This window comes from Streptomyces sp. NBC_00083 (assembly GCF_026343295.1).
Classification (GTDB): domain Bacteria; phylum Actinomycetota; class Actinomycetes; order Streptomycetales; family Streptomycetaceae; genus Streptomyces.
In genome coordinates this window covers 139355-159330 of record NZ_JAPELY010000001.1, presented here as the reverse complement: position 1 = coordinate 159330, position 19976 = coordinate 139355, and the positions used below count along the sequence as shown (strand labels likewise).

Annotated in this window: 18 protein-coding genes; 6 read left to right on the top strand and 12 right to left on the bottom strand. The window is 72.9% G+C overall.

Annotated elements, in window-relative coordinates; all coding sequences use genetic code 11:
* Nucleotides 1-33: 33 nt before the first annotated feature.
* From OOJ98_RS00730 to OOJ98_RS00720, 3 genes are all read right to left on the bottom strand, one after another.
* Nucleotides 34-1083: a Zn-dependent alcohol dehydrogenase gene (locus OOJ98_RS00730; protein ID WP_267052650.1), complete on the bottom strand. Its 1050-nt coding sequence runs from the start codon at nt 1081-1083 to the stop codon at nt 34-36.
* On the bottom strand, nt 1080-2240 hold the full coding sequence (locus tag OOJ98_RS00725; protein WP_267055451.1) for an acyl-CoA dehydrogenase family protein: 1161 nt from the start codon (nt 2238-2240) through the stop codon (nt 1080-1082). The genes OOJ98_RS00730 and OOJ98_RS00725 overlap by 4 nt, the downstream gene beginning before the upstream one ends.
* Before the next feature lie 419 nt (nt 2241-2659).
* The gene (locus tag OOJ98_RS00720) at nt 2660-3571 is read right to left on the bottom strand and encodes an SDR family NAD(P)-dependent oxidoreductase (protein ID WP_267052649.1); all 912 of its coding nucleotides are present in this window, start codon (nt 3569-3571) and stop codon (nt 2660-2662) included.
* Between the two features lie 87 nt (nt 3572-3658).
* Here OOJ98_RS00720 and OOJ98_RS00715 point away from each other — a divergent pair, with 87 nt between their 5' ends.
* Nucleotides 3659-4585 carry a cyclase family protein gene (locus tag OOJ98_RS00715; protein WP_267052648.1) on the top strand — a complete coding sequence of 309 codons (927 nt, stop codon included), beginning with the start codon at nt 3659-3661 and terminating at the stop codon, nt 4583-4585.
* Nucleotides 4586-4846: 261 nt separating this feature from the next.
* On the opposite strand, the gene OOJ98_RS00710 is transcribed toward OOJ98_RS00715, so the two are convergent.
* The 3 genes from OOJ98_RS00710 to OOJ98_RS00700 form a co-directional block, all read right to left on the bottom strand.
* Nucleotides 4847-5368 carry an ATP-binding protein gene (locus tag OOJ98_RS00710; RefSeq protein ID WP_267052647.1) on the bottom strand — a complete coding sequence of 174 codons (522 nt, stop codon included), beginning with the start codon at nt 5366-5368 and terminating at the stop codon, nt 4847-4849.
* A 430-nt stretch (nt 5369-5798) separates the two neighbouring features.
* Entirely contained in the window at nt 5799-6674 is an 876-nt protein-coding gene (locus tag OOJ98_RS00705) for an acyl-CoA dehydrogenase family protein (RefSeq protein WP_267052646.1), read from the bottom strand.
* On the bottom strand, nt 6674-7837 hold the full coding sequence (locus OOJ98_RS00700) for an acyl-CoA dehydrogenase family protein (RefSeq protein WP_267052645.1): 1164 nt from the start codon (nt 7835-7837) through the stop codon (nt 6674-6676). The genes OOJ98_RS00705 and OOJ98_RS00700 overlap by 1 nt, the downstream gene beginning before the upstream one ends.
* A gap of 194 nt (nt 7838-8031) precedes the next feature.
* On the opposite strand from OOJ98_RS00700, the gene OOJ98_RS00695 reads away from it, so the two are divergent.
* Both OOJ98_RS00695 and OOJ98_RS00690 read left to right on the top strand, forming a co-directional pair.
* Nucleotides 8032-9567 (top strand): class I adenylate-forming enzyme family protein, encoded by a 1536-nt coding sequence (locus tag OOJ98_RS00695; protein WP_267052644.1) that lies wholly within the window; start codon nt 8032-8034, stop codon nt 9565-9567.
* A gap of 84 nt (nt 9568-9651) precedes the next feature.
* A complete protein-coding gene (locus OOJ98_RS00690) occupies nt 9652-10617 on the top strand; it encodes a phosphatidylinositol-specific phospholipase C (protein WP_267052643.1) in 966 nt (321 codons plus the stop codon).
* Nucleotides 10618-10645: 28 nt separating this feature from the next.
* Here the strand turns inward: OOJ98_RS00690 and OOJ98_RS00685 are convergent, their stop codons facing one another.
* Together OOJ98_RS00685 and OOJ98_RS00680 are read right to left on the bottom strand one after the other, a co-directional pair.
* The gene (locus tag OOJ98_RS00685; RefSeq protein ID WP_323177871.1) at nt 10646-11185 is read right to left on the bottom strand and encodes an EF-hand domain-containing protein; all 540 of its coding nucleotides are present in this window, start codon (nt 11183-11185) and stop codon (nt 10646-10648) included.
* A gap of 80 nt (nt 11186-11265) precedes the next feature.
* Nucleotides 11266-11640, bottom strand: coding sequence for an STAS domain-containing protein (locus tag OOJ98_RS00680; RefSeq protein WP_267052642.1), 375 nt, complete (start codon nt 11638-11640; stop codon nt 11266-11268).
* Between the two features lie 210 nt (nt 11641-11850).
* Here OOJ98_RS00680 and OOJ98_RS00675 point away from each other — a divergent pair, with 210 nt between their 5' ends.
* Together OOJ98_RS00675 and OOJ98_RS00670 are read left to right on the top strand one after the other, a co-directional pair.
* Nucleotides 11851-12435 carry a sigma-70 family RNA polymerase sigma factor gene (locus OOJ98_RS00675; RefSeq protein WP_267052641.1) on the top strand — a complete coding sequence of 195 codons (585 nt, stop codon included), beginning with the start codon at nt 11851-11853 and terminating at the stop codon, nt 12433-12435.
* A 203-nt stretch (nt 12436-12638) separates the two neighbouring features.
* The gene (locus OOJ98_RS00670) at nt 12639-13802 is read left to right on the top strand and encodes a zf-HC2 domain-containing protein (RefSeq protein ID WP_267055449.1); all 1164 of its coding nucleotides are present in this window, start codon (nt 12639-12641) and stop codon (nt 13800-13802) included.
* Nucleotides 13803-13817: 15 nt separating this feature from the next.
* On the opposite strand, the gene purU is transcribed toward OOJ98_RS00670, so the two are convergent.
* Complete coding sequence (purU, locus tag OOJ98_RS00665) at nt 13818-14669, bottom strand: formyltetrahydrofolate deformylase (protein WP_267052640.1); 852 nt, start codon at nt 14667-14669, stop codon at nt 13818-13820.
* A gap of 80 nt (nt 14670-14749) precedes the next feature.
* On the bottom strand, nt 14750-15196 hold the full coding sequence (locus OOJ98_RS00660; protein WP_267052639.1) for a hypothetical protein: 447 nt from the start codon (nt 15194-15196) through the stop codon (nt 14750-14752).
* 173 nt (nt 15197-15369) lie between these two features.
* Between OOJ98_RS00660 and OOJ98_RS00655 the strand changes: the two genes are divergently transcribed.
* The gene (locus tag OOJ98_RS00655) at nt 15370-16710 is read left to right on the top strand and encodes an ABC transporter substrate-binding protein (protein ID WP_267052638.1); all 1341 of its coding nucleotides are present in this window, start codon (nt 15370-15372) and stop codon (nt 16708-16710) included.
* Nucleotides 16711-16750: 40 nt separating this feature from the next.
* Here the strand turns inward: OOJ98_RS00655 and OOJ98_RS00650 are convergent, their stop codons facing one another.
* Both OOJ98_RS00650 and OOJ98_RS00645 read right to left on the bottom strand, forming a co-directional pair.
* Nucleotides 16751-18355: a hypothetical protein gene (locus OOJ98_RS00650; protein WP_267052637.1), complete on the bottom strand. Its 1605-nt coding sequence runs from the start codon at nt 18353-18355 to the stop codon at nt 16751-16753.
* A 112-nt stretch (nt 18356-18467) separates the two neighbouring features.
* Entirely contained in the window at nt 18468-19850 is a 1383-nt protein-coding gene (locus OOJ98_RS00645; protein WP_267052636.1) for a transcriptional regulator, read from the bottom strand.
* Nucleotides 19851-19976 lie beyond the last annotated feature (126 nt).

Sequence of the window (19976 nt, the reverse complement as noted above, 5' to 3'; positions counted from 1 at the left end):
GGGCAGTCCCGTACGCCGCCGGGCCGCCCGCGGCTAGAAGGTGAGCACCCCCCGCGCCACCCGCCCCTCGTGCAGGTCCTCCGCCGCCTTCGCGAAGTCCTCCACGGGGTAGGTCCTCGTGACGAGTTCGTCGAGGAGCAGGGCGCCCTTGCGGTACAGGGCGCAGTAGCGCGGGATGTCGCGTTGTGGGCGTGAACTCCCGTACCGGCAGCCCAGGATGGACTTGTCGAGGAAGAGTGCGGCGGGCAGGAAGGACGCCTCCACGGTGGGGGCGGTCATGCCGAGCAGGACCGCCTGGCCGTGCCGGTCCAGGAGGTCGATCGCGGCGCGCACCAGGGCGGGGTGGCCCACGCATTCGAAGGCGTGGTCGGCGCCGCCCGGGAGGAGGTCGCGTACGCCCTCCACCGAGGGCAGGAAGTGCGTCGCGCCGAACTGGCGGGCCAGCGGCTCCTTCGCCGGGTTGTTGTCCACGGCGACGATCACCGAGGCTCCGGCGATGCGCGCGCCCTGGATGACGTTGAGGCCGATCCCGCCCGTACCGATGACGACGACGCTCTCGCCGATGTCCACGCGGGCCCGGTTGAGGACCGCGCCGACGCCGGTCAGGACTCCGCAGCCGATGAGCGCGGCCGAGGTGAGCGGCACGTCCTCGGGGATCTTCACCGCCTGCACGGCCTTCACCACCGTGCGCTCCGCGAAGGCGGAGTTGGAGGCGAACTGGTAGAGCGGTTCGCCCGCGCGCGAGAAGGGGCGGCCCGGCATGCCGATCGCCTTGCGGCACATCGTGGGGCGGCCCCGGTCGCACTCCGCGCACGCGCCGCAGTTGGCGAGCGTGGACAGCGCGACGTGGTCGCCCGGCGCGACATGGGTGACGCCGGAGCCGACCGCCTCCACCACGCCCGCGCCCTCGTGGCCGAGGACCACCGGCACCGGGAAGGGGATCGTGCCGTCGACGACCGACAGGTCCGAGTGGCACAGGCCCGCGGCCGCGACCGCCACCAGCACCTCCCCCGGCCCCGGGTCCCTGACCTCCAGGTCGTCGACGACCTGGCTCTGCTTACCGTCGAACAGGACACCTCTCACGGAACACGGACCTCCCTGGGCAGGCCGAGCACCCGCTCGGCGATGATGGTGCGCTGGATCTCGTCCGAGCCGCCGTAGATCGTGTCGGCCCTGGTGAACAGGAACAGGTGCTGGAAGGGGTCGAGTGCGTACGGTGCCGACGCGTCCCAGTCGCCGGGCGCCACGGTGGCCGCGGCGCCGCGCACCGCCATCGCCAGCTCCCCGAGCCTGCGGTGCCAGCCGCCCCACAGCAGCTTGGCCACGCTGGGCGCGCCCGGGTCGTCCGCGCCGCCGAGGGTGCGCAGGGCGTTCCAGCGCATGACCTTCAGCTCGGCCCACTGGTCGGTGAGGCGGGCGCGCAGGGCGGGGTCCAAGGGGCCCGTGAGCGCCTGGGCCACGACCCGCTCCAACTCCGCCGCGAAGCCGATCTGTTGGGCCAGTGTGGACACCCCTCGTTCCAGGGCGAGCAGACTCATGGCGACCCGCCAGCCGTTGCCCTCGCCGCCCACGAGGTGCTCGGCGCGGGCCTCGGCGCCGTCGAAGAACACCTCGTTGAACTCGCTGGTCCCGGTCATCTGCCGGATCGGCCGGACCTCGATCCTGCCCGGCTGGTCCATCGGCACGAGCAGGAAGGAGAGGCCGCGGTGGCGCCGCGAGCCCTCCTCGGTGCGGGCCAGCACGAAGCACCAGTCGGCCTCGTGGGCCAGGGAGGTCCAGATCTTCTGGCCGGTGACGCGGTAGGTGCCGCCGTCGCGGCGGGCGGCCGTGCGGATGCCGGCGAGATCGGAGCCCGCGCCGGGTTCGCTGTAGCCCTGGCACCACAGCTCCTCGCCGCGGGCGATGGGGGGCAGGAAGCGGTGCTTCTGGGCGGGGGTGCCGTGGGTGATCAGGGTGGGGGCGAGGAGGTTTTCGCCTATGTGGCCGGTTCTGGGGGGTGCGGTTGCTCGGGCGTACTCCTCCGCCCAGATGACCTGTTGGGTGAGGGTGGCTGTGCGGTTGCCGTACGCGGCCTCGGGCCACCCCAGGCCGATCCATCCGGCCCTGCCCAACTCGGCTTCCCAGTCGGGTGGTTGGCTCTGCGTGTGCCGCGTGTGCCGCGTGTGCTGGGTGTGCTGGGTGAGCCAGGCCCGTGCCTCCTGCCGGAAGGCGGTGTCGTCGGCGCCGAACCCGAACTCCACGCCGGTCTCCTCTCTGCGCAGTTCCCCGCGCCCCTTGACCCGCTCGTGCTTGCGGCGTGCTCGTTGCCGCGCGTCTTGACCCGCCTTCACCTGCGGACCGTGCCCGCGTCTCGCGCAGTTCCCCGCGCCCCCAGGTGGGTTTGCCTTCGCGGCATGCCCATCCCGGGCCACCTCAGCCCGTCCGGCGATTGAGGACGAGCGCCCTTCAGGCGCGAACGGGGTCTGGGGCGGAGCCCCAGGAAACCCCGCTTACGTCTGCCGACCGTGCCCGCGTCTCGCGCAGTTCCCCGCGCCCCTGGCGGGGTTGGCCTTGGCGGCATGCCCAGCATCGGCCACCTCAGCCCGTCCGGCGATTGAGGACGAGCGCCCTTCAGGCGCGAACGGGGTCTGGGGCGGAGCCCCAGGAAGTGAGAGGAGTGCTACTTGTTGGGGCGGGACTGGGTGGCTGCCGCTTGGGCCATCGCTTCGAGTTGGGTCAGGAGCGGCATGGGGTCCACCCCCACCGTCCCGGGGAGGAAGTCCGCGATCCGCTCCGGGGTCCACGCCCCCTCCGCGTACCCCGCACGGAGCTCCCGCGGCTGGGCCCACACCGCGATCTTGGGTCCGGCGATCGTGTACACCTGCCCGGTGATCCCCTCGTCCCGGGCCCGCGAGGACAGCAGGTACACCACCAGCGCCGCCACGTCCTCCGGCGACCCGATCTCCTTCAGCTCCATCGGCACGTTCGCGGACATCCGGGTGCGGGCGACCGGGGCGACCGCGTTGGCCGTCACGCCGTACTTGTGCAGGCCGAGCGCCGCGCTGCGCACCAGGGAGATGATCCCGCCCTTCGCCGCGCTGTAGTTGGCCTGCGCCACACTGCCCTGGTGGTTGCCGCTGGTGAAGCCGATCAGCGTGCCCGAACCTTGCTTGCGCATGACCGCGGAGGCCGCCCGGAACACGGTGAACGTGCCCTTGAGGTGGGTGGCGACCACCGGGTCCCACTCGTCCTCGCCCATGTTGAACAGCATCCGCTCGCGCAGGATGCCCGCGACGCACACCACCCCGTCGATCCGCCCGAACCGGGCGAGCGCGGTGTCCACGATGCGCTGGCCGCCGGCCATCGTCGAGATGTCGTCGGCGACGGCCACCGCCTCACCGCCCGCGGCCACGATCTCCTTGACCACCGCCTCGGCGACCTCGCTGCTCGGCTCGCCACCCTCGATCGAGACCCCGTAGTCGTTGACGACGACCTTGGCCCCTTCGGCGGCGGCGGCGAGCGCGACGGCGCGGCCGATGCCCCGGCCGGCCCCCGTCACGGCGACGACCCTGCCTGCCAAGAAGTTCCCCACGTCCGGCCCCTTCCCGCGGTTTCTGACGGACCGTTAGATTCTATGACCCGTCAGATGCTTCACCACAAGCCCCCGGGAGGGACGGGTATGTCACTGCCGCCCGAGTTCCACGAAATCGCCAAACGCGTGAACAACTGGGGCCGTTGGGGGTCCGACGACGAGCGGGGCACGCTCAACCTCATCACCGACGAGGTCGTCAGGGAGGCCGCCGGGCACATCCGCAGGGGCCGCCGCATCCCGCTCGCGCTGCCGCTCCGGCAGGACGGCGTGCAGACCGGCGTCATCCCCGGCCGGGTCAACCCGCTGCACACCATGGTCCAGATCAACCAGGAACTCTTCGGCCCCGGCACCATCGCGTGCAGCGACGACGCGGTCACCTTCGGGCTCCAGTCGGCCACCCACTGGGACGCGCTGACCCATGTGTCGCACTCGGGGAAGATCTACAACGGCCGGCCGGCCACCACCATCACCGCGCACGGCGGCGCCGAGTTCAGCGGCATCGACAAGCCGCGCCACGTGGTCTCGCGCGGGGTGCTGCTCGACGTGGCCCGCGCCAAGGGCCTGGACCGTCTGGCGGGCGGTCACGCGGTGACCCCGGAGGACCTGTCGGAGGCGGAGGAGTTCGCGGGGGTCACCGTGCGCGCCGGGGACGTCGTCCTCGTACGGACCGGGCAGATCCAGGCGTATCTGGCCGGGGACAGGCACGGCTACGCGTACCCCTCGCCGGGGCTCTCCGTGCGGACGCCCGAGTGGTTCCACGCGCGGGACGTCGCGGCGGTCGCCAACGACACCCTCACCTTCGAGGTCTTCCCGCCGGAGATCGAGGACCTGTGGCTGCCGGTGCACGCGCTGGACCTGGTCGAGATGGGGATGCTCCAGGGCCAGAACTGGAACCTGGAGGAGCTGTCCACGGCGTGCGCCGAGGAGGGGCGGTACGCGTTCTGGCTGAGCGCGATGCCGGAACCGTTCGTCGGGGGCGTGGGCACCCCCGTCGCCCCGGTGGCCGTCCTGTAGGGGCCGGAACGGGGTGCTTCACGGGTGGCGGCGGCGCCTGCGCGCCCCGAGCACGGCACCGTCGCCGCCACCCCGGCAGCGGCGCGCCCCGCTCCGCTCCCCCGACCCCGGGGGGAGCGGCGCCCTGGTGAAGCCGACGCCGCGCCACGACCCGCACTCGCCGAGGCAGTGCAGTGTCTCGGCGTCCCCTCGCGACGAATCGCTCATCCCAGGGTGATCAGGAGGCCACCACCCGTCAACACCCACTAGGGGTTTTGGGAGTTATGCCCTATTGGTGACAGCGCGCGGGGGCACGTATGTCGTACTTTCGCACGCCCCGTCGATGCGCCCCGCATGCTCCTTGAGCCCCGAGTGACCCAGAAGCTCCGGCCCCTGGGGCAGACCGGGCGCGCCGCGGTCCACCTCGCACCAGATGGCCTTGCCGCCGGCCTCGGCCCGCCAGCCCCAGCGGTCGGCGAGGCCGTCGACGAGTTCGAGGCCGCGGCCGTTGGTGTCGTCGCCCTGCGCGTGGCGCGGCTCGGGCGGCCGGCAGCTGGCGTCGGCCACCTCGACGCGGACGGTGCCGCCCTCGGCGGGCCCGAGCAGCATCCGCAGGACCGCCGGACAGCCCGTGTGCACCACGGCGTTGGTGACGAGCTCCGAGATCAGCAGGATCAACGTCTCGGCGACCGGCTCATCGAGCCCTATTCCGGAACCCGCCAGCCGCGAGCGGGCCCACCTGCGGGCCCGGCCCACCTCGGCGGGATCGGGACCGACCTCCAACTGAACCTGAAGCACCTGCACCGTTCACACCATCCGAACCGGCGGACACATCGCCTCGCGCCTCACAGGGACCACCATCGGGGTCACGGAACGTGATTCCCGTGAGAGACAGCATGGTTGACGTACAGTCACCGCAACAAGCGCTTCGGGCATATTCCAGCGCGAAGGAGTATGCGTGGTGCATACTGTGCGGCTCACTTTGCGGGAAACCGAACGGGAGCGCGTACGACGCCCCCGTGCGGGGCGGGCGGCGTGCGTTCCCCGGCCCGGAGCCGCCGCACTGGCAACACCGGGAGGACCGCGCCACACCACCACTCGCATCCCACGGAGAGTACCGGAGAGCGCCCCCGACTCCGGCTCGCGACGGGTGCGCCGGGCCGCCCTTGTCCACGCATCGTGACCGCCCGGCTGCGGGGAGCGCGCTCCGTCCGGGTGCCGCCCGCCACGCCCCTCAGCGCCGCGCGGCGGCCCCCAGCGCCCCCGCCAGGACCTCCGCCGCCTCGTCGGCGGACTGCCACTGCCCGGCGCGCACCCAGGCCCGTTTGAGGTGCAGATGCACATCGGCCTCCCAGGTGAAGCCCATGCCGCCGTGGATCTGGAGGCAGTCGCGCGCGCCGCGCACGGCCGCCTCGTCGGCGAGGAGTTTGGCTCCGGCGATCTCGTCGGGGTCCGCCGTGACGGCCGCCGCGTACACCGCGGCGCGCGCCACCTCGGTCCGTACGAGCATGTCGGCACAGAGGTGTTTGACCGCCTGGAACGCGCCGATCGGCTGCCCGAACTGCTCGCGCCCCTTGGCGTGTTGGACGGCGAGTTCGATGGTGCGGGACGCGCTGCCGAGCTGTTCCGCCGCGGCGAGCAGGGCCGCTTCAGGCACGTACGTACGGGTTCCGCGCGTACGGTGCAGCGGGGTCAGCGGGTCGACGGAGCGCAGCGGGACGGCGCCTTCGGTGTCACCCTGGACGTGGTCGGCCTCGTCCAGCCAGCCGGTGAGCGGCCCGTCCACCCGGGTCACCACCGTCTCGCCGCCGGCCGCGCCCGCCACCGTGCCGGCCGCGAGGTGGGTGGCGACGAGCGGGCCCGGAAGGAGCGCCCGCCCCGCCTCCTCGAACACGAGGACCGCCTCGGGGAGCCCGAGCCCCACGCCGCCCTCGCGCTCGGGCAGCCGCAGCGCGAAGAACCCGGCGTCCCCGAGCGCCCGCCACAGCGACCGGTCGAGCGCCGACCGGTCCACGGCCGCCCGCAGCGCCTCCCGGCCGAAGCGCGCTTCGAGGAGTTCACGCATCCCGGCCTTCAACGCGCTCTGGTCAGCGGTGAGTTGGAAGTCCATCAGCGCCCCTTGGGGAGGCCGAGGATGCGCTCGGCGACGATGTTCCGCTGGATCTGCGAGGTGCCGGCGGCGATGGTGTACGAGAGGGAGGAGAGCCGGTCGAGGGTCCAGTCGTGGCCGAGGTCGAACGCGTCGGGCCCGAGGACCTTGGCGGCGGTGTCGTACAGCTCCTGACGTGCGTGCGAATAGCGGAGCTTGAAGACGGAGCCGCCGACGCCGGGCACTCCCCCGCCGCGCTGGGACGCGCCGACGTTCCACTGCGTGAGCCGCCACAGCGCCGTGAACTCTGCGTTCAGGCGCCCGAGTTGGCGCCGGAGCGCGCTGTCGTCCCAGCTGCCGTTGCGGCGCGCGGCTGCGGCGAGTTCGGCGAGGGTCCGCCGGCAGGCGACCACTTCGCCGACGAAGGCGGTGCCGCGTTCGAAGGAGAGCGTCACCATGGTGACCCGCCAGCCGTCGTTCTCGGCGCCGACCCGGTTGGCGGCGGGCACGCGCACCTCGTCGAGGAACATCTCGGCGAACTCCGCCGAGCCGGCGAGGGTGCGCAGCGGGCGGACCGTGATGCCGGGCGCGTCCATCGGCATCGCGAGCCAGGTGATGCCCCGGTGCTTGGGCACGTCCTCGCCGATGCGCGCGGTCCGCACCAACAGCTCGCACCAGTCGGCCACTTCGGCGTGCGAGGTCCAGATCTTGGAGCCCGTCACGACGTAGTCGTCGCCGTCGCGGACCGCGCGGGTGCGCAGCGCCGCGAGGTCGGATCCCGCGTCCGGTTCGCTGAAGCCCTGGCACCAGATCTCGTCGCCGCGCAGGACCGGCGGCAGCCAGCGGGCCCGCTGGGCGGGGGTGCCCTCGGCGGCGATGGTGGGTCCGGCGTGCAGCAGGCCGACGAAGTTGGCGCCGACGTAGGGCGCGCCCGCCTTCTCGGTCTCCTCCAGGTAGATGAGGTGCTGGGTCGGCGTGGCGCCCCGGCCGCCTGCCGCCTCGGGCCAGTGCAGCCCCGCGTACCCGGCGTCGTACAGCATCCGCTGCCAGGCAGTGTCGTACGCGCGTCGCGCCGGCCAGTCCAACGGGTCCGGCCTGGGCGGGAGTTTCGGCAGGGCGACGCCGAGCCAGGCGCGCAGCCGGGCCCGGAAGGCCTCTTCCTCCTCGGTGCAGGTGAGGTCCATCAGCGGGTGGGCTCTGGGCTGTGGTCGTCGACGCCGGAGATCCGCGGCAGTCCGGTCACGAGGGGGCCTCCATGTATCCGATACGTATCTGATGCAGCGTCAGATTTCAGGCTAGCCCCGCGCCTCTGGACCAGCAAGGAGCGGGGGCCTACGCTCTCCGCCGTATCTGATGGGCCGTCAGTTGGGGGTTCGGCATGACCGGCACCGCACACGCACTGGGCTCCTCGCGCACGCTCTGGGAGCTGATCGAACGCCGCGCCCGGCTCACCCCGGACCGCCCGGTGCTGCTCCAGGGAGAGCGCACGCTCACCTTCGGCGCCCTGCGCGACCGGTGCGAGCGGGTGGCGGCGGGCCTGTACGGCATGGGCGTGCGGGCCGGCACGGTGGTCGCCTGGCAGCTGCCGACCCGCATCGAGACGGCGGTCCTCTCCTTCGCCCTCGCCCGGCTCGGCGCCGTCCAGTCCCCGGTGATCCCGTTCTACCGGGACCGCGAGGTCGGCTTCGCGCTGCGCGAGTCCAAGGCGGAGTTCTTCGCGGTGCCCGGCGTATGGCGCGGTTTCGACCACACCGCGATGGCGCACCGGCTCGGCGCGCGCGGCGTCTTCGAGGCGTACGACGAACTGCCGGACGCGGAGCCGGAGTCGCTGCCGCCCGCGCCGGCCGACGGCACCTCCGTGCGCTGGATCTACTGGACCTCCGGGACCACCTCCGACCCCAAGGGCGTGCTGCACACGGACCGTTCACTGATCGCGGGCGGCTCCTGCCTCGCGCACGCCCTACACCTGTCCGAGGCCGACGTGGGCTCCATGGCGTTCCCCTTCGCCCACATAGCGGGCCCCGACTACACGGTGATGCTGCTGCTCTACGGATTCCCCGCCGTGATGTTCGAGCACTTCGCACTGCCGGAGGCGCTGGCCGAGTACCGGCGCCACGGCGTGACGGTGGCCGGCGGCTCGACCGCGTTCTACTCCATGTTCCTGGCCGAGCAGCGCAAACGGCCCGGCGAGAAGGTCGTCCCCACCCTGCGGCTGCTCGCCGGCGGCGGCGCGCCCAAACCGCCCGAGGTCTACCACGCGGTCGTCCGCGAGATGGGCGTCCAGCTCACCCACGGGTACGGCATGACGGAAGTCCCGATGATCACGATGGGCGCCCCGGACGACACCGCGGAGCACCTCGCCACCACCGAGGGCTGCCCCCCGCCCGGCATGGAGATCCGCATCACCGACCCCTCGGGCGCGCTCCTGCCGTACGGGGTGGACGGCGAGGTGCGGCTGCGCGGCGAGGCGGTGTGCCGGGGCTATCTCGACCCGGCACAGTCGAGGTCCGTCTTCGACGCCGACGGGTTTCTGATCACCGGGGACGTGGGGCACGTACGGGAGTCCGGGCACCTCGTCCTCACCGGGCGGATCAAGGACATCATCATCCGCAAGGGCGAGAACATCTCCGCGAAGGAGATCGAGGACCTGCTGCACACCCACCCGGACGTGGGCGACGCCGCCGTGATCGGCCTCCCCGACGCCGAGCGCGGCGAGTTGGTGTGCGCGGTGGTCGAACAGCCGCCGGGGGCCGCGGAGTTGACGCTGCCGGGTGTCACCGCGTACCTGCGCGAACAGGGCCTGTCGGTGCACAAGTTGCCCGAGCGGCTCGAAGTGGTGGCGGCGCTGCCGAGGAACGAGACGCTGCGGAAGGTGCTGAAATACACGTTGCGGGAGCGGTTCGGCGGGGCATGACCCTGGGGTTCGCCCCCGGGGCACGGCCCTGGGGTCCGCCACCCCCCGAGGGTGGTCCCGCCGCTCTCCCCCAAGGACGGACCCATGGAACTCACCCGCAGACACCTCATACTGGGCGCCGCCGCGGTCTCCGCCACCGCGCTCCTGCCGGGCACCGCACGCGCCGCGGTGCGGCCCGCACGCACCGCCGTACGGTCCCTCGGCAGCGCCGACCCGGCCAACTGGATGGCCGGGCTCCCCGACGGCCTCTCCCTGCTGCGCATGACGATCCCGGGCACCCACGACTCCTGCTGCACCAACCCGAACAACGGCACCGAGTGGTCGCACACCCAGAACTGGGGCCTCACCCAGCAGTTGCAGGAAGGCGTCCGCTTCTTCGACATCCGCGCCAACGGGCTCCAGGACCATCTGAACGACGCGTTCGGCATCTACCACGCCGCGTACTACCAGGGCATGACCTTCGGCGACGTGCTCACGCAGAGCGCGGCCTTCCTCGACAGCCACCCCGGCGAAGTCCTCCTGATGCGGCTCAAGAAGGAGGGCGGCACCAAGAACGAGGTCGGCGCCAACTTCAAGAACGTGCTCAACGTCTACCTCGACCAGAAGGGCTGGCGCTCCCGGTTCCTGCTCACCGACCGGGTGCCCACGCTCGGCGAGGCACGCGGGAAGATCGTCCTCATCGCCCAGTTCGACAACGACTGGCCGGTGCTCCAGTGGCCCGGCGGCGACAACGACTTCCTCTCCAACCAGTACATCAAGCTCCAGGACGTCTACCAGGGCCTGTCCTGGCCGTCGAAGAAGACCGCCAAGGTCACCCAGCAGTTCGACAACGCCTTCTACGACCAGGACTCCGCGCAGCTCTACATCAACTTCACCAGCTACGCGGGCGGCGGCTGGCCCAAGGTCAACGCGGACGCGATCATGCCGGGCGTACAGAGCTATCTGACGGCGCGGCTCGGCGAGCGGACCCATCTGGGCGTCGTCCCGATGGACTTCCCCGACTTCCACGCGGACACGCTGCGCACCCTGATCGACTGGAACTGGCACTGAGCCGCACCGCACCGGTGCGGCCCGGCGGCTACGGCAGCGTCGTGAAGTAGGCGGCGAAGGCGCTCACCGCGTCCGGCTCCGTGATGCGGCCGTCCGCGTCCTTGTCGAGGGCCGCGGCCACGTCGGCCGCGACGCCGGGCGCCACGCCGAACGCACACAGCGCACGCTCGGCGTCGCGCACGGAGACCGTGCCGGCGCCGGCCGTGTCGGCCACCGCGAACGCGGCGTGCAGGAACGGCCGCGCGATCTCGGTGAACCCGCTGGTGCGGTCGCGCAGCCGCTTCATCGCGCCGCCCACGAACTCCTTGCGCGTCACCCGCTGGTCGCCGTCCACGTCCGCGATCCCGGCGAGCCCCTGCCACAGCGCCTCCGCGCCGCCGTACAGGGCCTGACCCTTGTCGCAGCGGGCGGTCGTGCCGAACGCGGCGAGCAGGGCCGCCGCCGCGGTCGAGAAGTCCGCCCGGTCGATCCAGCCGTTGCCGTCCTGGTCGAAGGAGGCGAACCGGGCCGCGACCCTCCGCTCGTACGCGTCGCTGTCGGGACTTTCCATGCTGTCCATACTGGCCATGGCCAGAGCGTACGACCGATGGGGCCCGCGCGCGGGCGATACGCGGACGCGTGCCCCGGCCGTGGCGGGCGGGGCCCCGGCTACGCGGAGAGCGGTTCGGCCAGGTCGTCGGAGGCCGAACCGACATCCCCGTACACCTCGAAGAGACGGCGCACGCCGAGCGCGGCGAGCACCTTGTTCACATGGCTGCCGTCGAGGGCGCCGCGGGCCGGCAGGATCAGCCGCAGCCGCCCCTGACAGGAGCGCATCAGGCGGCGCGCCGCGATCAGCACGCCCACCCCGCTCGAATCGCAGAACTGCACCCCCGACAGGTCCAGGACCAGATCCCGGCGGCCCTCGGCCACCGCCTCGTGCACCTGGCGCCGCAGTCTCGGCGAGGTGACCAGATCCAGCTCACCGCTGACCCGCAGCACCGTCCAGGTGCCCTGTTCGGACTCGTCCACTCTCAGCGTCACGCCACCGGTCCCTCTCTGTGCTGCCCTGCCCCCTGGGGCGCGGCTGCCCATGCCGGCCCACGCGAAACACCGCCATTACCACCGGTCGGCCCCGAGGGGGCGCACTTGAGGCAAACCTGCGTGCATTGTCAGCCCGTCGCATTACATTCGTAGATACGCAGAGACGGGCGCACAGGGGCACACGCGGGGAACGACAGGGTTGGGGAGCCTATGCCGAAGGACGCACCACCTCGGTGGGACCGCCGGATGCAGCAGCGACTCGCGCGCGGCGAGGCCGCGGCCCTCGGCGAGCTGTACGACCGGTTCGCCTCCCTGGTGCACAGCCTGGCCCACCGGGTCCTCAGCGACGAGGACGAGGCGGACCGGATCACCCGCGACGTCTTCGGATACGTGTGGGAGAACCCGGACGCCTACGACCCCAAGCAGGGCTCGATGCGCTCCTGGGTCGCCAAGCTCACCCAGCGCCAGGCCGTGCAGCGGCTGCGCCAGTCCTCCGAGGCGGCCTCACGCGCCGCGAACGGCGGATGCTCGACCGAGGAGCTCGAACTGATGGTGCGGCGCGCCTCCGCGGCGGCCCGCGCCGACTACATCGTCACGTCGATGCCGGCCCCGCTGCGCGCCGCGCTGGAGCTCGCCTACTTCCAGCGCCGCGACTACCGGCAGGCCGCCGCCGACCTCAGCATCACCGAGGACGAGGCCCGCCGGCGCCTGCGGCTCGGTCTGCAACTGCTCTCCTCGGCGACCGTCCGGCCGCCCGACGGGGCCGCGCCGCCCGGATACGGACGGGCGCTGTGACGGGGCCCGTGGAGCGCGGCGAGCCCGTGCCCGACGACGAGAACACCCCGCGCATACCGGCGCCGCGCGCGGCGGGCGACGACCTGCCGGACGGCGACCGTGCGCCCGGCGACCCCGCGCAGGGCGAGCGCGGCGGCTCCCTCCCGTTCGTGCCCGGCCCGCGCGAGACCGGGCGTGACGTTCCGCCGGAGCGCACCGGGACCGTGCGCGCGGACGCCCCCGCCGGGCTCGGCTCCCCCGCCGTCCCGCCCTCGCACGTCCCGCCCTCGCACACCGTCCTGAAGTCGCTGCTCGGCGCCTGGGCGCTGGCCGCCTGCTCCACCGAGGAGACCGACGCCGTCGAGGCGCACCTCACCGAGTGCGCGCCCTGCGCGGACGAGGCGCTGCGGCTGCGCGACGCGGTGGGCCTGCTCCAGGCGGAGCGCACCCTCGACCTCGATCCGCTGCTGCGCGCCCGGGTCCTGGAGAACTGCCTGGGCCGGCGCCCGGCCCGCATCCCGGTGCCCGTCTGGGCGGCGCCCTACGACGCGGAGGCCGCCCGGCTCGACGCGCTGCTCAACGACTTCGGCGACGCCGAATGGCATGCGCCGGTCCGCCTCACCTGGTTCGAGGACGACCGGCGGGCCGGCCGCAGGACGACGGTGGCCGGCGTCATCGGCCATCTGATGACGGTGGACGCGATGGTGGCGACCGCCCTCGGGCTCGACGAGCCGGTGCCGCTCGACGCGGGGGCCGCGGCGGCCGGGCCCACCGCGCGCACCGAGGCCCTGTGGCGCGCCGCCCAGTACCCGCTGACCCGTACGGTCCGCGAGCCGTGGCGCGAGCAGTCCCACGCGCTGATCCGCACGGTGTCCTTCGCGGGCGGCGGCGTGGCCGAACTGGACGTGCCGTACGGGGAGTTCGCGCTGCCGCTGCAGGACGCGATGCTCGACCGGGCCTTCGAGTGCTGGATCCACGCGGGTGACATCGCGGACGCGGTGGACTACCCGTACGACCCGCCGTCCGGCGCGCATCTGCACGGCATGATCGACCTGGCGGCGCGGATCCTGCCCGCCACGCTGGCCGGGCGGCGCCGGGCCGGGCTCGCCTCGCCGCCGCGCGGGCTCGTCACGGCGGGCTCCCCCGGCCGCTCGCTGCGCCTGGAGATCGAGGGCGTGGGCGGCGGCGACTGGTACATCGCGCTCGACTCGCCCGCCGCCCTCGCCTCACCCGCGCACGAGGTGGCCCATGTGGCCCTGGACGGCGTGGAGTTCTGCAAGCTGGCCGCCGGGCACGTCTCGCCGCAGGAGGCGGCGGTCGGCCAGCTCGGCGACCGCGAGGCCATCAGCGACGTGCTGTTCGCGGCGGCCTCGCTGAGCCGGCTGTGACGCGGAGCGCGCGGGCTACGCGAAGACGACCGTGCGCCGCCCGTTGAGCAGGATGCGGTGCTCGGCGTGCCACTTGACCGCCCGCGCGAGCGCCTGGCACTCGACGTCCCGGCCGATCGCGACGAGCTGCGCCGGGGTGACCTCGTGTCCGACGCGCTCCACCTCCTGCTCGATGATCGGCCCCTCGTCGAGGTCGGCCGTCACGTAGTGCGCGGTCGCGCCGATCAGCTTCACCCCGCGCGCGTGCGCCTGGTGGTAGGGCTTGGCGCCCTTGAAGCTCGGCAGGAACGAGTGGTGAATGTTGATGATCTTGCCGCTGAGCTGCTTGCAGAGATCGTCCGAGAGCACCTGCATGTACCGGGCGAGCACCACCAGTTCGACGCGCTCCTCGCGCACCAGCTCCACCAGGCGCGCCTCGGCGGCGGCCTTGGTCTCCCGGGTGACCGGAATGTGGTGGAAGGGCACGTTGTAGGAGGCGACGAGCTCGGCGAAGTCGGTGTGGTTGGAGACGACCGCCGCGATCTCGACGGGCAGCGCGCCCGACCGCGAGCGGAACAGCAGGTCGTTCAGGCAGTGTCCGAACTTCGACACCATCAGGACGATCCGCATCCGCTCCTCGGGGCGGTGGATCTGCCAGTCCATCTGGAAGGAGTCGCCGACGGCCGCGAAGCTGGCGCGCAGCTTGTCGACGGTCACCGGGGACTCGGCCGAGAAGTGGACGCGCATGAAGAAGAGACCGGTGTCGCGGTCCCCGAACTGCTGACTGTCCTCGATGTTGCAGCCCGTGATGAACAGATAGCTCGACACGGCATGCACGATGCCCTGCTTGTCCGGACAGGAGAGCGTGAGGACGTACTGGTCAGTCATCCAGGAAGGATGCCACAGACGGGCGCTCCGGCGGCCCGCCGCCCAGGGTCCGGACGCAGGGCCCGTCCGCCGGACAGACCCTAGGCCGAGCGGGTCAGGATCCTCAGCACGTCGAGCGAGCGCGGCGGGGCGTCGGGGTCCTCGCCGTCGCTCTGCGCGAGCCGTACGTGCGCCTCGCGCGCCGCCTGCACGGCCTCGGGCCACGCCTCGTGGGCGAGGTAGGCGGAGACGGGGGCGTCCGCGCCGACCTGGTGCATGATCCGCAGCACCCGCAGCACGGCGGCGTCCACGAGGGCCGCCTCACCGGAGTCGCGGAAGATGGTGCCGACGTACTTCTCGGCGGACCAGTTGTCCAGCCAGGTGTCCTCGACGAGCCGGTACACGGCGTCGGTGACGTCCCCGAACCCTTCACGTCCGGCCAGCCAGGTCTCCTCGTGGAAGACCGGGTCGGAGAGCATGTGCAGCGCGGACCGTACGTTCGTACGCCAGCGCCACCACGGCATGTCATTCGATGGCATGCCGCCCATGGTGGAGGAGCGACGGCCGCGACGGGAAGAGCCTGCTGAACCTTGCTGCACGTTTGCGATCGTACGTTCCCCGCGGCCGCCGCCCGCCCGGCCCCCGCAATTCACCCGCATCTCACCCTGTGTTGAGGTGTGTTCGCATCTCCGTTACCCGTGAGGCGGAAGTGTGCGGGTTCATGACCGGTTACGGATGGCGGCGTTCGCACGGCCCGTCGCGCTCGTTCGGCACCACGGCCACCGTGGTCGCCGTGTGGTCGGCGGTCGGCGCCACCCTCCTGTCCGGCTGTGGTGGGCTCCCCGGGGTCTCGGGGGGTTCCAGGGAGCCCATCACGGTCATGACCTGGGCGCCCGAGGGCAGCGCCGCCACCAACGCCCCCGGCATGCCGGCCATGGCCAAGGCGTTCGCGCGCTGGGTCAACGCGGACGGCGGCATCGACGGCCACGAACTGCGGGTCCTCACCTGCAACGAGCACAACACCGCGACCGGCGCATCCGACTGCGCGCGGCGCGCGGTGAAGGAGAAGGCGGCGGCCGTCGTCGGCTCGTACAGCCAGTACGACAGCGCGTTCATCCCGCCGCTCGAAGTGGCCGGCATCCCCTACCTCGGCGGGTACGGCATATCCGACCGGGAGTTCACCAGCGCGCTCTCCTACCCCGTCAACGGCGGCCAGGCCGCGCTCATCGCGGGCAGCGGGCAGGAGCTCGCCGCCGCCTGCGACCAGGTGTCCCTGGTCCGCCCCGACACCCTCGCGGGGGATGTGCTGCCGACACTGCTCGACGCCGGACTGACCGCCGCACGGCACCGCCCGGCCGCGGACATCCGTACCGCCGAGGACGCCGGCGACTACACCGACGAGGCGAAGCGCGCGCTCGAACAGGCCGGGGCGGACCCCGCCGGGAGCGGGGGCGGCCGCAAGGGGGCCGGGCAGAAGGGCGGCAAGGGCTGTGTGACGGCGGTGCTCGGCGACCGCACGGAGACGTTCTTCGACTCCTTCCGGCGCGTGGCGGACGACCCGGGGAAGGTACGGGTCGCCTCCGTCATCGGCTCGATCAACCAGCCGCTCCTCGACCGCACCGGCGGCGCGGACGGCCCCTTCGAGGGCGCGTACGTCACCGGCTGGTACCCGGAGTCCGACGATCCGCGGTGGGAGCCGATGAAGCGGGTCATCCGCGAGCACGCCTTCGGGGACGACGCGATCGACGCCGCCGACTCCGGGGTGCAGACCACCTGGATCGCGTACACCGCCCTGAAGAAGCTCGTCGAATCCCTCCACCAGGACTCGGTCCGCGCCCTCGACCTGGTGCGCGCGCTCAACAAGGGCGTCACCGTGGACACCGGCGGGCTCACGCCCGTCCTGCGCTGGCGCTTCGAGGACATGCTCGCCGCGGCGGACTTCCCGCGCATCGTCAACCGTCAGGTCACCTTCCAGGTGGTGCGCGACGGGCGGCTCGTCGCCCTCAAGAAGGGCTTCACCGACGTGAGTTCGACCATGGAGGCGTCCGCCGCCAACGGCTGACCCCGGCGCGCGGGGCCGCCGGGGCGGTCGCCGTCCCGGCCTACAGCTGGGTGGCTCCGCGCTTGGTCAGCTGGTACTTGGCGGCGATCGCGTTCCACAGGCCCGAAGCCTCCTGCTTGGACTTCGTCGCCTCGCCGCTCGCCTTGTCGCCCTGGCCGGCGTCCTTGGTGCGCTTGGCGTGGCCGTCCTTGCAGTTCTTGCCCTTGTCGGCGGCGACCGCGTCGGACCACGCCGCGTAGTGGTTGTCGGCGGAGGCCGAGGACTGCCAGGCCTTGGTGAGCGCGGCGGAGAGCCGGTCGTGGTTGGGCAGCTTGTCCAGGGAGAGCGCGCCGAGCCGGGTCACCAGGTCGCCGCGCTGCTTGGCGGCGGAGCGCAGCGACGTGGACGCCTGGTCGAGCTTGTCGCAGGCGCGGATCTCGGCGACCGCGCCGATCACCGCGTCCCGGCTGCTGCCGCTGTCGGCGAGCACCTTGTCGAGCGCCTGTGCCTGCGCCTTCGCCGGGTCGGCGGCGTCGTCCTTGGCGTCGCCGGAGCCCTTGGCGACGGGCGAGCTGACGCCCGCGGGCTGCTTGTCGTCCTTCGAGGCGCCGTCGTCACCGCCGCTGAGCAGGGCGCCCGCGCCGAGCCCGATGGCCGCGCACCCGACGACCACGGCGGCGATGAGCGCGACCGGCGACCTGCGCCGCCGCGGCTCCGGTTCGTACGCCGACTGCTGCCCCGGCGGGTCCTGGTGCGGGGGCTGCGCGGCGAACTGCGGCTGGAACTGGCCGCCCTGGGTTCCCGCGGCCGGATAGGGCGCCGGCTGCTGCCGGTTGAGCGGGACGGACGGCTGGAAGCGCGGCAACTGCGCGCCCTCGGTGGCCTGTTGGGGCGCACCGTTCGCGCCGTTCGCCCGGAAGAGGCTGTCGAACTCGGCGGGGGGCTGCCGGTCGCCCGGCGCGCCCGGCCGTATGCCGTACGGGGCGTCCTGCGGGGCCGGCGGCACCGGCGGCAGGAACTGCGTCGGGTCGGCGCCGGAGCCCTGGGCGTGCCCCTGGGCGCCCGGGAAGCCCTGATGGCCGGCGCCCTCGGGCGGCATCGCGCCGGGCACGGGGGCGAGGTACTGCGTGGCCTCACTGCCCGAGGTGCCGGGAGCGCCCGGAATGCCGGGGTTGCCCGGGGCCCCCGGGACCGGGGCCAGGTACTGCGTGGCCTCGCCGCCGAAGGTTCCGGTGCCGCCGGGCACGGGCGCGATGTACTGGGTCGCCTCGGAGTCGCCGCTCCCGGGCGGCACCGGCGCGAGGTACTGCGTGGCCTCGCTGCCCGAGGTGCCCAGGCCGCCGTGGGCACCGTTGCCGCCGTTGCCGCCGTATCCCTCGGGACCGCCGTGGCCGCCCGGGACGGGGGCGATGTACTGCGTCGCGTCCGCGTCGCGGCCGCCGTTCTCGGGCGGCAGCGGCTGCCCGAAGGTGGCCGGACCCTGGCCGGGCTGCGCGCCGTGGCCCTGCGGGCCCCACGGCTGCCCCCACGGCTGGGCGCCGGGCGGGGCGGGCCGCCCGGGGCCGGGGAGCGGGCCGCTCCCGTCGGCGGGCAGCACGACGCCCTCGTGCGCGGGCCGCACAGCCGGAAGCTGCGGCTCGTCACCCTGTCGGCTCTGCTGCGTCACCGGAACTCCTGTACGTGGACCTAGGAATCGTCGGTTCACGCTACCGGGTCCCCCCACGCCCTTGCCAAGCCCTCCCCAGACCCCCTGCTCAGGCGCCCTTGACGGCAGACGCTCAGGCTGCTTGCACCTCCACGCGCTCCCCGAACTCCCGCACCGCGGGCTCGTCCGCGTACGGCTCCAGGCGCTGTTGCAGGTCCTCCAGATAGTCCGCGCCCCGGTGGGAGCGCAGCGTGGACAGGAGCTCCACGGCGCGGGTGCCCGTCGCGCACGCCTGCTCCACCTCGCGCTGCTGCACCTGGGCGGTGGCCAGCAGGACGAGACCGATGGCGCGGCGTCGCGCCCGCGACTCGGGGTGCCCGGCGAGCGACTCCTCGGCGCACCGGGCGGCCGCCTCCGACTGGCCCAGATCCCGGTGGCAGTGGGCGAGTTCGTCGGCGAGGTAGGCGTGGTCGAAGTGGGCGATCCACGGCGGGTCGTCGCCCGAGTCCGGGTCCGCGGCGTCCAGCGCGGTCAGGGCGCGGCCCGAGACGAGCTGGCAGGTGCGCGCGTCGCCGAGCAGGGCGTGCCCGCGCGCCTCGGCCGCGTAGAACATCGCCTCGGCGCGCGGGGTGACCCGGCCGCGGGCGCCTTCCTGTGCGGCGCGCGCCAGTTGGGCGATCTCGCGCGGATTGCCGAGCTGGGCCGCGAGATGGCTCATGGACGCGGCCAGGACGTAGCCGCCGTAGCCCCGGTCGTCGGCGGCCTGGGCCAGGCGCAGCGCCTGGATGTAGTAGCGCTGGGCGAGGCCCGGCTGGCCGGTGTCGACGGCCATGTATCCGGCGAGTTCGGTGAGCCGGGCCACCGCGGCGAACAACTGCCGCCCCACGGACTCCCGGTAGGACCCGGCGAGCAGCCCGGACACCACGCTGTTGAGGTAGTGGACGACGACCGGCCGCACATGACCGGCGCCGAAGCGGTGGTCGAGCCGGATGAGGGCGTCGGTCATCGCCTTGACCGCTTCGACGTCGGCGGCCCCGACGCGCTGGCCCGCGCTGCGCGCGACCTGGGAGTCGGCGCCGGTGATCAGCCAGTCCCGGCTGGGCTCGACGAGCGCGGAGGCCGCGACGGTGGAGCCGGACAGGAAGTCGCGCCGGCCCACGTCGCTGCGCCACAGCTCGCAGACCTGCTCGATCGCGCCGAGCACGGTGGGCGAGAACTGGAGCCCGACGCCCGACGCGAGGTTCTTGCCGTTGGCCATGCCGATCTCGTCGATCGTGACCGTACGGCCCAGTTTGCGGCCGAGGGCCTCCGCGATGATGCCGGGCGCCCTTCCCCTCGGCTGCTGTCCGCGCAACCACCGCGCCACGGACGTCTTGTCGTAGCGGAGGTCGAGGCCCCGCTCCGCTCCGACCATGTTCACGCGGCGGGCGAGGCCGGCGTTGGAACATCCGGCTTCCTGGATGAGCGCCTGCAGACGTTCGTTGGGCTGGCGGGCGACGAGAGGCCTGGCTGCCATGAAAACCCCCTGGAGCGGCAGTGATCAGCACCCTGATCATTGCCCTGCGAATATGCAGAGAAACGAGGAGAATCGGGAATATGGCGTCATTGCCCAAATTCCCGGCTGCTTCCCCCGCATAGGGCT

Bases quoted from the DNA above. Each gene is read 5' to 3' on its own strand.
- OOJ98_RS00715 (WP_267052648.1), top strand. From the start codon at position 3,659: ATGTCACTGCCGCCCGAGTTCCACGAAATCGCCAAACGCGTGAACAAC.
- OOJ98_RS00705 (WP_267052646.1), bottom strand. From the start codon at position 6,674: ATGGACTTCCAACTCACCGCTGACCAGAGCGCGTTGAAGGCCGGGATG.
- OOJ98_RS00700 (WP_267052645.1), bottom strand. From the start codon at position 7,837: ATGGACCTCACCTGCACCGAGGAGGAAGAGGCCTTCCGGGCCCGGCTG.
- OOJ98_RS00695 (WP_267052644.1), top strand. From the start codon at position 8,032: ATGACCGGCACCGCACACGCACTGGGCTCCTCGCGCACGCTCTGGGAG.
- OOJ98_RS00690 (WP_267052643.1), top strand. From the start codon at position 9,652: ATGGAACTCACCCGCAGACACCTCATACTGGGCGCCGCCGCGGTCTCC.
- OOJ98_RS00685 (WP_323177871.1), bottom strand. From the start codon at position 11,185: ATGGCCAGTATGGACAGCATGGAAAGTCCCGACAGCGACGCGTACGAG.
- OOJ98_RS00675 (WP_267052641.1), top strand. From the start codon at position 11,851: ATGCCGAAGGACGCACCACCTCGGTGGGACCGCCGGATGCAGCAGCGA.
- purU (WP_267052640.1), bottom strand. From the start codon at position 14,669: ATGACTGACCAGTACGTCCTCACGCTCTCCTGTCCGGACAAGCAGGGC.
- OOJ98_RS00660 (WP_267052639.1), bottom strand. From the start codon at position 15,196: ATGGGCGGCATGCCATCGAATGACATGCCGTGGTGGCGCTGGCGTACG.
- OOJ98_RS00655 (WP_267052638.1), top strand. From the start codon at position 15,370: ATGACCGGTTACGGATGGCGGCGTTCGCACGGCCCGTCGCGCTCGTTC.
- OOJ98_RS00645 (WP_267052636.1), bottom strand. From the start codon at position 19,850: ATGGCAGCCAGGCCTCTCGTCGCCCGCCAGCCCAACGAACGTCTGCAG.